Here is an 11,549-nt window from a genome sequence, read left to right as displayed (position 1 = left end):
GGGATTTCGTCCTCGTTCAGGTTCTTCAGCGCCACCGCGTTGATCTTGACAGAGAGACCGGCCGCCCGCGCGGCCTCGATACCGGCCAGCACCTTGTCGAGATCGCCCCAGCGGGTAATCGCCCGGAATTTCGCCGGATCCAGCGTATCCATCGATACATTGATGCGGCGAACCCCGCAGTCGGCCAGTTCGCCGGCGAAACGCGCCAGTTGCGAGCCGTTGGTCGTCAGCGTCAGTTCGTTGAGGGCGCCGGTTCCAAGATGGCGCGAGAGCGAGCGGACCAGCGACATCACGTTGCGCCGCACCAGCGGTTCGCCGCCGGTCAGCCGCAGCTTTCGCACGCCCTTGGCGATGAAGGCCGAGCAAAGCCGGTCGAGTTCCTCGAGCGTGAGCAGGTCGGCCTTTGGCAGGAACGTCATGTCTTCCGACATGCAATAGAAGCAGCGCAGATCGCAGCGGTCGGTGACCGACACCCGCAAATAGCTGATGGTCCGGCCGAACGGGTCGGTCATCGGAGAAGACAGCGATGGACTTGGCACGGGGCCGTTCATTCAATGCGCCTTGCAAGATGCTGGTTACTGCGGCCCCAATGAGGGCATGGCGCAGCGTTAGTCACAATCTATGCACGATGCAATCCGCCTACAATCCGCAACTCGATTGGTGCGGTGCAAGCAATCAGCGGCTGGGCGCGCTGCCTGGCGCCGGATCGGGGAACGGCGATCCCGCGGGGGCTGCGGCCGTGCCTTTCGGCTTCTTGGGCTTCAGGACCTTCTTCCGGGCGGCCTTGGGTGGCGGCCCGGCCGGCTGAAGCTGCGCGACCACCGGATTGGGATCCAATGTCGTCGAAGCAGGATCGGTCGAATCGCCGCGAATGACCTGCACGGGGATGGTCATCGGCTGGAACTTGTTCAGGGTGAAGCTCACCGTGAAGCCGGAGTCGGGGGCTGGCAGCGCGACGGAGCAGGGGGTCTTGCAACCCGGCCCGACGGAGGTGAGGGCATCGGCGCCGGGAGGTATCGAGTCGAGCTGAACCTGCACGGTGGGTGGGGCCGGCCTGAAGGCGTCCAGGGAAAAGGAGGAACAGCCAGCCAGGCTCGTCCCTGCTACGGCAATCGCGATGACACGACGCATGACCCATCCGTCATTCTAGTGCGGCAAACCGCCACAATCCCCAGTTTCGACCATAAGAGCGTCGGCATGGCAGCGCAACGGTACGGGCTCTTATAGTTAATTGATGGTTAACGCGGGGCGTCTCGCAGCGCCGTAACCGTCCAGCAAGTTGGGCCGTCGCCTGAGTTACGGTGGTTTGTTACCTGGTCTTGCCAACCTCACGGAGATATTAGGATAGTCGGGACGGATCCATCGCCAGGCGCGCCGGGTCATTAACATCTACTGATCGGCTACCGCGTGGAAACTTCAGCCTCGATCGAGATCGCCAAGCACACGCTGCTTTCCTGCGGGCTGATCCTTGCCATCGGCACCCTTACCGGCCTGCTGGCGCAAAAGATGCGGATTCCCGATGTGGCGGTGTTTCTGGTCGTCGGGATGGGGATTGGCCCGGAAGCGCTGGGCCTGATCGACATCAAGGCGGATTCGGCGCTGAACCAGATCATCCTGCTGTTCGGCGCCAGTTACATTCTTTTCGATGGCGGCGCCTCGCTGCGATTCAACGTCCTGAAGCAGGTCTGGATCACCATTGTCGTAATTGCGACGGTCGGTGTGGTCATCACGGCCGCCATCACCGGGCTGGCCGCCCATTTCATCCTCGGCGTGCCCATGATCGTGGCCTTGCTGCTGGGTGCGACCCTGGCCTCGACCGATCCGGCGACCCTGGTGCCGATTTTCCGCCAGGTTCGGATTCGCGACCGCATCGCGCAAACCGTGATGAGCGAGTCCGCCTTCAACGATGCCATGGGCGCGATCGTCACTTTCGGCGTGCTGGCGGTGGCAATGGGGACCGGTGAGTTTTCGCTGGCGTCCGCATTGGTCGATCTGCTCAAGCAATCCGCCATCGGCATTGTCGCCGGCATCGCGCTTGGCTACCTGGCAGCGCTGTTGATCGCGCATGAACGGCTTGCGTTCCTCGCGGAGTATGCACCGGTCGTGACACTGGTGGCCGTGATCGGCGCCTATTTCGCCGCCGACGGCTTGCAGGCCAGCGGCTTCATGGCGGTTTTCGTGTTCGGTATCGTGCTCGGGAACAAGGAATCGTTCGGTTTCGCGATGGACGCCGGCGAGGCGCGAAAGCTCGACGAATATGTCTCGACCACCGCGTTCATCATGCGGTTGTTCATCTTCATGCTGGTCGGTGCGCAGGTCGATTTCGGCCTGATGGGCCGATATCTATGGGGTGGCGTGGCCGTCGTTACGGTTTTGATGCTGGTTGCCCGGCCGGTGACTGTTTTCGCGTGCGCGCTGTCCGATCGGCGCGCGCGGTGGAGCATCAGCGAGATGCTCTTCATGTGCTGGACGCGCGAGACTGGCGTGATCCCCGGCGCACTGGCCGGCCTGCTGCTGGGCATGAAAGCGCCTGGCGCCCAGATGATCGCGTCAGTCACCTTCATCGCCATTCTGATGACGATTCTGATCCAGGCGCCGACCACCGAGTGGCTCGGCCGCAGGCTGGGAGTCATGCAGGCAGATTGAGGTCAGCAGTTAGCATCGCAATCGACGTATTTAAAAATAAATCAATAGAATCATATGATTATTTGATATTTCCTTGAAGCGTCAGGCTCTGCACGGCAGCCGACAGTTCCCGCATGTGGCTGATCAGCCGGTCGGGTTTAAGGTCGGCGATCGGAACGTCGGTATAGCCGAACTCGACCCCAATGACCGGAATACCGGCGCGGCGGGCTACGCCGATATCCGGGCCGGCATCGCCGACCATGATGGTGGACGGAAGGTGGCCGCCGGCGCGCGCGACCGTCTGCTGCAGGATGGCCGGGTCGGGCTTGGAAACCCCGAACGTATCCGCGCCGCAGATCGCGGAAAATCGCGAGCTTAATCCGAGCTGTTCCAGCAGGAGCTTCGACAACCACTCGAGCTTGTTGGTGCAGACCGCGAAGCGATAGCCCTGCGACTGGAGATCGTCGAGCGCGCCTTCCAGGCCTTCGAACGGACGGGAAAATTCGGCGATATGGGCAGCGTAATAATCGATGAAGTCGCCGGTCAGCCGGGTGACGTCTTCGACACTGGCGAAGCGGCCCTCCAGTTCCAGGCCCCGTTCGATCAGCCTGCGGGCGCCGGCGCCGATCATGTTGCGCGCGGAATGGAGCGGGACCGGGGGCAGGCCCTCGCGGTCGAGAACGAAGTTGAGCGCGTTGATCAGGTCGGGCGCCGTATCCACGAGGGTGCCGTCAAGATCGAATACAACGGTGCGGGCGGAGGTCATCGAAAATCGCTATCGGTCTGCGTTCAATCATGCAAGTAGGGATGACCAGCATTTATCATAACCGGCAGGGACTTGCCGAGATGCCGTGAAGATGCGCGAAAGGTTAGACGAGCGGTTCGCGGCCGTCCAGGCGGCGACGGGCAGGGTGACCCGTTAACCCAAAGTCGCCGTATCCGGCCGCTGATAGCGCTATTCCTGACCGTAAAACGACGCTAGATAGGCGGCGCCTTACACGTCGCCTGTCGTCCGATCGGCGGCGGCACCGCAAGCAGTTCTTGGGGCATCCTTTGCAAGTGAATATGGACGGATTGAAGCGGCAGGCGGCGGCGCGGGCGCTCGAGCATGTGCGCGACGGCATGAAGCTCGGGCTTGGCACCGGTTCGACCGCGAAGCATTTCGTCGAGCTGCTTGGCGAGCGGGTCCGCGCCGGACTCCGTGTCATTGGCGTGCCGACGTCGGAAGCGACCCGCGCCGACGCGGAGCGGTGCGGCATCGCGCTGACCACGCTGGATGACGTCGATCGGCTAGACCTGACAGTCGACGGCGCCGACGAAATCGACCCCTCGCTCAATCTCATCAAGGGCGGCGGTGGCGCCTTGCTGCGGGAAAAGATCGTTGCCGCGGCTTCGGATCGCATGATCGTGATCGCCGACGAGTCCAAATGGGTCGAAGTGCTCGGCCGCTTTCCGCTACCGGTGGAGGTCATTCCGTTCGGCGTGGCGGCGACGCAACGGGCGATCGGCAGGGCATTTGCGGAAAGCGGCAATTCCGGGCAAATGATGGTCCGAAAGGGCAAGGACGGCCACGTTTTTGTCACCGATGGCGGCCACTGGATCGTCGATGCTCATTTGGGGCGAATAACCGATGCCCCACGCCTGGCAGGTCTGTTGACCGCCATACCGGGCGTCGTCGAGCACGGGCTGTTCATCGGTCTCGCCAGCACCGCGATGCTGGCTGGCCCTCAGGGAATTCGCGTTGTTGATCGGCCATGAGGCCGCAATTTGGGAGAATTGGAATGAAGAGCCTATCGGGAATTATGTCGGCCGCGTGCTTGGCGCTGGGACTGGCTCTGACTGCCTTGCCGGCCGCGGCCCAGCAGCCCAAGCCGGCTTCGCCGGCGGCGATCGCGGCGGCCAAGGAGATCCTGGCGATGAAGAACGTGAGCGCGATGTACGCCCTTGCCGTTCCCAACATCGTCGAGCAGACCAAGAACCAGTTGATGCAGACCAATCTCAACTATCAGAAGGACCTCAACGAGGTCGCCGTGATCGTCGCCCAGAAGCTCGCCGGCAAGGAGAAGGAAATCGGCGACGGCATGGCCAACATCTACGCCACCGAATTCACCGAGCAGGAATTGAAGGATCTCGTCACCTTCTACAAATCGCCGCTCGGTCAGAAGCTCCTGACGACCGAACCGAAGGCCATCCAGCAGAGCATGGGCTACATGAATCAATGGGCCCAGACTTTTGCCGAGACGGTCAACGGCGAATTCCGCGCCGAGATGCGCAAGCGCGGCAAGCAGATCTGATCCGCTAATCGCTTCGGCAGAGACCGGGATGGCTGAGTTCGACGTCGATCTGTTCGTCATCGGGGGAGGTTCGGGCGGGGTTCGCGCCGCCCGGATCGCCGCCGGCCATGGCGCGCGGGTGATGATCGCCGAAGAATACCGGATGGGCGGCACCTGCGTGATCCGCGGCTGCGTGCCGAAAAAACTCATGGTCTATGCCTCGCATATCCAGCACGAAATCGAGGACGCGGCGGGCTTCGGCTGGACCATTCCCCAGGCGACCTTCGACTGGCCGACCCTGATCGCCAACAAGGACAGGGAAATCGCGCGGCTGGAAGCCGCCTATACCGCCAATGTGGAAAAATCCGGCGCCCGCATCGCCAAGACCCGCGTGGTGTTCGAGGATCCGCATACGCTGCGGCTCGCTACCGGCGAGGCGGTGACGGCAGGATATGTGCTGATCGCGACCGGCGGCGCGCCAAATCACGGGCAGGCGATACCCGGCATCGAGCACGTGATCTCCTCGAACGAGGTGTTTCATCTGGAAACGCTGCCGAAGCGCATCGTGATCCAGGGCGGCGGCTATATCGCGCTGGAATTTGCCTGCATCTTTGCCGGTTTCGGCACCGACGTGACGCTGATCTATCGCGGCGAGAACATCCTGCGCGGCTTCGACGAGGACGTCCGCAGCCATGTGCGCGCCGAGATGGAGAAGGAAGGCATCACCATTCTCACCGGCTGCACGGTCAACAAGGTCGACAGGCACGGCAAGGAATTCACCTCGCATCTGTCCAACGGCTCGAGCGTCGCCTCCGACCAGGTGATGTTCGCGATCGGACGGCACCCCAATGTCGCCAATCTCGGTCTGGAGAAGGCCGGCGTCGCCATCAATCCCGAAAATGGCGGGATCGCGGTCGATCATTTCTCGAAGACCTCGGTGGACAATATCTACGCGATCGGCGACGTCACCCACCGCATCAACCTGACGCCGGTCGCGATCCGCGAGGGCCACGCCTTCGCCGATACGGTGTTCGGCAAGCAGCAGGTTCGGGTCGATCACGCCAACATCCCGACCGCTGTCTTCAGCCAGCCGGAAGTCGGCACGGTGGGACTGACGGAAACCCAGGCGCGCGTGGAGTTCAGCCACGTCGATATCTACAAGGCCAGTTTCAGGCCGATGAAGGCGACGATGTCGGGCCGCGACACGCGGGTGCTGATGAAGCTCGTGGTCGACGCCACCACCGACCGCGTGGTCGGCTGCCATATCGTCGGTGACGGTGCCGCCGAAATGGTGCAACTGCTCGGCATCGCCGTCAAGATGAAGGCGACCAAGGCCGATTTCGACGCCACCATGGCCCTCCATCCGACCGCGGCCGAAGAGCTCGTGACCATGCGCACGCCGACCGCGCGCCATGTGCGTCAGGCGGCGGAGTAGCGTCGTCGAGCGAACGCCGCGAGGCGGATTGTTAGAGGTTGCCTTCCCGCAGCATTTCTCGCAGCCGGAATTTCTGGATTTTTCCGGACGGCGTCGCCGGCATGGCGTCGCGCACCACAAGCCGCTCGGGAATGTATTGCAAGGCGAGCTTCTGCAGCTTCAGAAACTCCGTCATGGCCGCAAAATCGATGGTCTGACCCGTTTTCGGAACGATGACGGCACAGGCACGCTCGCCCAGCCGTCCGTCGGGGTAGGCGACAATGGCGACCTGGGCAACGGCAGGGTGCTTGTACAAGAGCGCCTCGATCTCGACGACCGGTATGTTCTCTCCGCCTCGGATGATGACGTCCTTGCTGCGACCGCTGATGCGGATATAGCCGCTTGCGTCGATGCGCGCGAGATCGCCGGTGTCGAACCAGCCGTCGGCATCCGTGCCGTTCCATTGCGGGCGCTTCAGATAGCCGCCGAAGTTCGAGCAGGAGCGAACCACGAGCCTGCCGATCTCTCCATGCGGCACGCTCTTGCCTTCGGCGTCGACGACCCTGACCTCGGCGCCGGGCAGGGCGCAGCCGTCGGTCGTGAAGGCGAGGTTGTCATCGTCGTCGAGCTTGATCAGGGTGACCGCGCCGTTTTCCGTCATGCCCCAGGCCGAGACGATCTTGGCGCCGAGCGTGGCGCGGGCCTGCTCGACCAACGGTCCCGGAATCGGCGCGCCGGCGCACAGGAAGGTCTTCAGGCTCGGCACGCCCTTGCCGGTCTCCGACACCACGCGCGTGAGGTCGGTCAGGAAGGGGGTGGACGCCATCGTGAAGGTGACGCCTTCTCGGCGGATGATTTCGGTCGCCTTCGCCGGATCCCAGACATCCTGCAGGATCACGCTCGCCCGCAGCATGATCGGCATCATCAGGCCGTACATGAAGCCGGTCTGGTGGGCCAGAGGCGACGCCATCAGAACGATGTCGTCCTTGCCGAGCTTCAGGCGTTGCGAATAGGGAATGATGTTCGCCATCAGCGTATTGGCCGAATGCATCACGCCCTTCGGCTCGCCAGTGGTGCCGGAGGTATAGATCAGCTGGGTGATGTCGTCGGGGCCGGGCCGGTTCGCCGCCAGGATATTGGGCGCATCGGTCTCCTTCTCCCATTCCGGCTTGGTCAGCAGCGTATCGAAATCGTCGGCGCCGCCGCCGTCGACGACGACGACGCGTTTCAGCGACGGGAGCTGCGGCTGAAGGCTTCGCGCCATCGCTTCATGATCGAAATTACGGAATAGTTTGGGAACGACCAGGATCTTGGCCTCGCTATGCCCGAGCATGAAGCCGAGCTCGCGCTCGCGAAAGATCGGCATCAGCGGATTGAGGACTGCGCCCAGGCGCGAACAGGCGAGGTACAACAGGCTGAACTGCCACCAGTTCGGCAATTGCATGGCGACGACGTCGTTGCGCCCGACGCCGAGGCGGGACAGCCCGACCGCGATCCGGTCGGCCAGCGTCGCAATCTCGCGGTAGGTAAACCGGCGGACCTCGCCGGAGTCGAGGCGAACCGACGTCAAAGCGAGCTTGTCCGGACAAGCGGCAACGCAGGCGTCGAGATCGTCATTGATCGTGCGATCGTGCCAATATCCGCCCGCGATGCTCGCGGCGCGGCGCGGCGGCAGAAGAACGGCATCGAATTCCATGGTTCGTCTCCGGTTGAGGCTCGTTGCGTCTTTCAGGCAGGGACCGCGGCACGGCCGGCGCGGGCACGGGCGATGATGGTCTTCATGATCTGGGCCGTGCCGTCGCCGATCTGGAAGCCGAGCACGTCGCGCAGCCGTTGCTCCATCGGCCCGCGGTCGTAGCCGCCGTGGCCGAACATCAGCAGGCATTGATGCACGGCATCGTAGGCGAGCTTGGGCGCCCACCACTTGCACATGGCCGCCTCCGCGCTATGCGGCGCGCCATTGTCCTTCAGCCACAGCGCCTGCAGGCAAAGCAGACGTGCCGCCCTGACCTGGGTTTCGAGCTCTGCAAGCGGATGAGACACCCCTTGAAAGGCCGATAATGGTTGCCCGAACGCCTGCCGCTCCGCGACATGGGCCCAGGTCTCCTCCAGGGCGACGCCCGCCACGGCGAGAACCTGCAGCCCGATCAAGGCGCGCGAGAAATCGAACCCCTGCATCACCTGCACGAAGCCCTTGTTCTCCTCGCCGAGGCGATGCGACACCGGCACGCGAACGTTTTCGAAGAAAATCGAGCCACGTCCGATCGCACGCTGGCCGTGGCAATCGAAGCGGCTCCGCGTGATGCCCGGCAGGTCCATCGGAACGAGCAGGGCGGTGACACCATGAGCGCCGGATTCCGGCGTTCCGGTGCGGCCGAATACCACCGCGGCATCGGCCTGGTCGGCGGCAGAAATCGAGGTCTTTTCGCCGTTGACGACGTATTCGTCGCCGATCCGTTCGATCTGCAGCCGCAGATTGGCGGCGTCGGAACCGCCGCGCGGTTCGGTCAGCGCGATCGCCAGCAGCGCCTCGCCGCGCGTCAGCCGGGAGAGCCATGGGCGCACCACATCCGGGCGGCCGTGATGGCACAGGATCTGGCCATTCAGCGAGGCCAAGAGATTGATGTAGGAAATACTGAGGTCGGCACGGGCGACCTCTTCATGGATGACGCCGGCTGCGAGCGAGCCCATGCCGAGACCGCCGAATTCCTCCGGCAGCTCGGGCGCGATGAATCCCATGTCGCCCATCGCCTTCATCAAGGCGCGATCGAGCACGCGCGTCCGGTCACGCTCCTGGTATCCCGGAGCGATGCGCGCAGCCGCAAAGCGCCTAACCTGGTCGCCGAGCGCGACGAGATCCTCGTTCAGATACGGGTTCACCTGCCTGCCTCCCTCTGACTTGGGACCGCCGAGCCGCCTGACGGCGATCTTGATTGCGGTTCGTTGCCTCTTGCTACTTGGTGAACTTGCGGAAGTCCGGTTTACGCTTCTCCTGCAGCGCCTTGACGCCTTCGCGGGATTCCTCGGTGTCGTAGTAAAGCTTGAGCGCATACATCCCCATGCCGGCGATGCCGGCCTGATGCGCGGTGTCCATGTTGAAACTGCGTTTGGCGATCGCGATCGCCGTCGGGCTGCGCTCGCACAGTTCCTCGCCCCATTTCTGGACCTCGGCGTCGAGCTGGTCGTGCGGCACGCAGGTATTGGCGAGGCCCATCGCGACCGCCTCCTGGCCGCTGTAGCGGCGGCACATGTACCACATCTCGCGGGCCTTCTTTTCGCCGACCACCCGCGCCAGAAACGCCGTGCCGTAACCGGGATCGACCGAGCCCATCTTGGGGCCGACTTGGCCGAAAATGGCCTTCTCCGAGCAGATCGTCAGGTCGCATATCGTGCACAGCACGTTGCCGCCGCCGATCGCATAACCCTGCACGCGCGCGATCACCGGCTTCGGCACGTCGCGTATCGCCGCATGCAATTCTTCCATCGGCAGGCCGATCGTGCCCCTTCCGTCGTAATTGCCCTCATGCGTCGACTGGTCGCCGCCGGTGCAGAACGCGCGATCGCCCGCGCCGGCGAGCACGATGGCGCCGATGTCCTTGTCGTAGCCGGCCTTGTAAAGGGCCTTGATCAGTTCGTCGCAGGTCTTGCCGCGAAACGAATTCATCTTCTCCGGGCGGTTGATGATGATCCAGGCTACGCCGTTGCGGATCTCGTAGATGAGGTCTTCGAATTCCATAGGTTTTCTCCCAAGGATTAAGGGGGGCGGGCGAGGGGCCCGATCAGCCGTTCATCGTCAATCCGCCGGACACGCTCAGCACCTGGCCGGTCACATAGCTCGCGTCGTCGCTTGCAAAGAACAGGATGGCGCCCGGCAGATCGTCGGGCTGGCCGATGCGGCCGAGCGGGATCGAGCGGCGGAAGGCTTCCTCCAGCTTTTCCGGATTGCCGGCGCCCTCCTTGTAGTCGGCAAACAGCGCGGTATCGGTCGGGCCGGGGCACACCACGTTGACGTTGATGCCATGACGGGCGTGCTCGCGCGCGATCGTCTTGGAGAACGCGACAATTCCGCCCTTGCACGCGGCATACACCGCTTCGCCGGACGAACCGACGCGCGCGGCGTCCGACGAGATGTTGACGATACGCCCGGATTTGCGCGCGACCATGCCGGGCAGCACCGCGTGATGCATGTGCAGGGCGCCGATCAGGTTGATGGCGACGAGCTTTTCCCATTGTGCCGGTTCGGTCTTGATGAACGGGCGGAAGATGTCCCAGCCCGCGTTGTTCACGAGCACATCGATCGGCCCGAGTTTGGATTCCGCCGCAGCCACAGCGGCATCGACGCTCGCGCGGTCGGTGATGTCGCAGCGGATCGCCGCGGCGGTACCGCCGCCGGTGCGGATGGCGGCGGCGACCTCCTCGGCCGCCTCGAGATTGAGGTCGAAAACGGCGACGCGCGCGCCTTCGCTGGAAAACCTCCGGCAGGTCGCGCCGCCGATGCCGCCGCCGCCGCCGGTGACGACGACGGTCTTGTTGTCGAAACGCTTCATGACGCCTCCCGTGTCGATGCCGGGCTCGGCCCGGCTTGCTGCGCTGCCGGCTTTAGGCCAAATGGGTTGCCGGCTCCGTCTATTTATAGCAACATGTTGTCATAATATCCTTTCCGGTGCAAGATGGTTTGCCATGAAAAATTCAGACAAGAAGCCGAAGGTGCGGAGATCCAAGGACGAAGCCAGGATGGAGTTGGCCAACCGGTTGTTCTTCCGGCTCTATCAATGCGCCAATATGTTGCATAAGACCGGAAGCCGCGCGGTCGAGGCGGAGGGGCTGACGACGCAGCAATGGGCGGTACTCGGCGCGCTGTCCCGCGACGAGGCGCATGCCGGCATGGGAATCGGCGAGCTCGCCAAATATTTGATGGTGAGCCGTCAGAATCTGGCGGGGCTGGTCAGTCGCATGGAGCGGGACGGGCACATATCAGTCGCCTCCGACACCCGCGACCGGCGCTCCCGGATCGTGACCATGACCTTGTCCGGCCGGCACGTCTGGCAGGTGCTGGCCCAGCCCAAGATCCGCGCCTACTACGAAGAAATCCTCACCGATTTCTCGATCAACGACACCGCGCACGCGTTGCATTACCTGCTCAAGATACTCGAGAACATGAAGCGGCTGGACAGCGAACAGCTCAACGGCCAGGACGAGGATCAGGCGGATTGACGTCCGCCTTGCGCCGCCTCGCT

Annotated in this window: 12 protein-coding genes; 5 read left to right on the top strand and 7 right to left on the bottom strand. The window is 63.5% G+C overall.

Annotated features, from left to right (window positions below):
* Both QZ213_RS16445 and QZ213_RS16440 read right to left on the bottom strand, forming a co-directional pair.
* Positions 1-551: radical SAM protein (locus QZ213_RS16445; RefSeq protein ID WP_291687148.1), on the bottom strand; the 551-nt coding region annotated here is incomplete at its 3' end.
* A 124-nt stretch (positions 552-675) separates the two neighbouring features.
* On the bottom strand, positions 676-1,131 hold the full coding sequence (locus QZ213_RS16440; protein ID WP_291687147.1) for a hypothetical protein: 456 nt from the start codon (positions 1,129-1,131) through the stop codon (positions 676-678).
* A 276-nt stretch (positions 1,132-1,407) separates the two neighbouring features.
* Here QZ213_RS16440 and QZ213_RS16435 point away from each other — a divergent pair, with 276 nt between their 5' ends.
* Positions 1,408-2,646: a cation:proton antiporter gene (locus tag QZ213_RS16435; RefSeq protein ID WP_291687146.1), complete on the top strand. Its 1,239-nt coding sequence runs from the start codon at positions 1,408-1,410 to the stop codon at positions 2,644-2,646.
* A 58-nt stretch (positions 2,647-2,704) separates the two neighbouring features.
* Here QZ213_RS16435 and gph read toward each other — a convergent pair whose 3' ends face one another.
* A complete protein-coding gene (gene gph / locus QZ213_RS16430; RefSeq protein ID WP_291687145.1) occupies positions 2,705-3,391 on the bottom strand; it encodes a phosphoglycolate phosphatase in 687 nt (228 codons plus the stop codon).
* A 293-nt stretch (positions 3,392-3,684) separates the two neighbouring features.
* Here gph and rpiA point away from each other — a divergent pair, with 293 nt between their 5' ends.
* Genes rpiA through gor form a run of 3 tightly spaced genes read left to right on the top strand, consistent with a single transcriptional unit; the run spans position 3,685 to position 6,333 of the window.
* Positions 3,685-4,383, top strand: coding sequence for a ribose-5-phosphate isomerase RpiA (gene rpiA, locus QZ213_RS16425; RefSeq protein ID WP_291687149.1), 699 nt, complete (start codon positions 3,685-3,687; stop codon positions 4,381-4,383).
* Positions 4,384-4,406: 23 nt separating this feature from the next.
* Positions 4,407-4,919, top strand: a complete 513-nt coding sequence (locus QZ213_RS16420; RefSeq protein ID WP_291687144.1) for a DUF2059 domain-containing protein — start codon at positions 4,407-4,409, stop codon at positions 4,917-4,919.
* Positions 4,920-4,947: 28 nt separating this feature from the next.
* Positions 4,948-6,333, top strand: a complete 1,386-nt coding sequence (gor, locus tag QZ213_RS16415; RefSeq protein ID WP_291687143.1) for a glutathione-disulfide reductase — start codon at positions 4,948-4,950, stop codon at positions 6,331-6,333.
* A 31-nt stretch (positions 6,334-6,364) separates the two neighbouring features.
* Here gor and aliA read toward each other — a convergent pair whose 3' ends face one another.
* The 4 genes from aliA to badH form a co-directional block, all read right to left on the bottom strand.
* The gene (aliA, locus tag QZ213_RS16410) at positions 6,365-8,008 is read right to left on the bottom strand and encodes a cyclohexanecarboxylate-CoA ligase (RefSeq protein WP_291687142.1); all 1,644 of its coding nucleotides are present in this window, start codon (positions 8,006-8,008) and stop codon (positions 6,365-6,367) included.
* 32 nt (positions 8,009-8,040) lie between these two features.
* Complete coding sequence (gene aliB / locus QZ213_RS16405) at positions 8,041-9,192, bottom strand: cyclohexanecarboxyl-CoA dehydrogenase (protein ID WP_291687141.1); 1,152 nt, start codon at positions 9,190-9,192, stop codon at positions 8,041-8,043.
* A gap of 73 nt (positions 9,193-9,265) precedes the next feature.
* Entirely contained in the window at positions 9,266-10,048 is a 783-nt protein-coding gene (badI, locus tag QZ213_RS16400) for a 2-ketocyclohexanecarboxyl-CoA hydrolase (protein ID WP_291687140.1), read from the bottom strand.
* Between the two features lie 43 nt (positions 10,049-10,091).
* Complete coding sequence (gene badH / locus QZ213_RS16395; protein WP_291687139.1) at positions 10,092-10,859, bottom strand: 2-hydroxycyclohexanecarboxyl-CoA dehydrogenase; 768 nt, start codon at positions 10,857-10,859, stop codon at positions 10,092-10,094.
* 133 nt (positions 10,860-10,992) lie between these two features.
* Between badH and QZ213_RS16390 the strand changes: the two genes are divergently transcribed.
* A complete protein-coding gene (locus QZ213_RS16390) occupies positions 10,993-11,526 on the top strand; it encodes a MarR family transcriptional regulator (RefSeq protein WP_291687138.1) in 534 nt (177 codons plus the stop codon).
* Positions 11,527-11,549: the final 23 nt, after the last annotated feature.

It is taken from the genome of Bradyrhizobium sp. (genome assembly GCF_017881085.1).
GTDB lineage: Bacteria > Pseudomonadota > Alphaproteobacteria > Rhizobiales > Xanthobacteraceae > Bradyrhizobium.
This window is presented reverse-complemented; position numbering and strand designations above follow the sequence as displayed.

Bases quoted from the DNA above. Each gene is read 5' to 3' on its own strand.
- QZ213_RS16440 (WP_291687147.1), bottom strand. From the start codon at position 1,131: ATGCGTCGTGTCATCGCGATTGCCGTAGCAGGGACGAGCCTGGCTGGC.
- badH (WP_291687139.1), bottom strand. From the start codon at position 10,859: ATGAAGCGTTTCGACAACAAGACCGTCGTCGTCACCGGCGGCGGCGGC.
- QZ213_RS16420 (WP_291687144.1), top strand. From the start codon at position 4,407: ATGAAGAGCCTATCGGGAATTATGTCGGCCGCGTGCTTGGCGCTGGGA.
- gor (WP_291687143.1), top strand. From the start codon at position 4,948: ATGGCTGAGTTCGACGTCGATCTGTTCGTCATCGGGGGAGGTTCGGGC.
- QZ213_RS16390 (WP_291687138.1), top strand. From the start codon at position 10,993: ATGAAAAATTCAGACAAGAAGCCGAAGGTGCGGAGATCCAAGGACGAA.
- badI (WP_291687140.1), bottom strand. From the start codon at position 10,048: ATGGAATTCGAAGACCTCATCTACGAGATCCGCAACGGCGTAGCCTGG.
- aliA (WP_291687142.1), bottom strand. From the start codon at position 8,008: ATGGAATTCGATGCCGTTCTTCTGCCGCCGCGCCGCGCCGCGAGCATC.
- gph (WP_291687145.1), bottom strand. From the start codon at position 3,391: ATGACCTCCGCCCGCACCGTTGTATTCGATCTTGACGGCACCCTCGTG.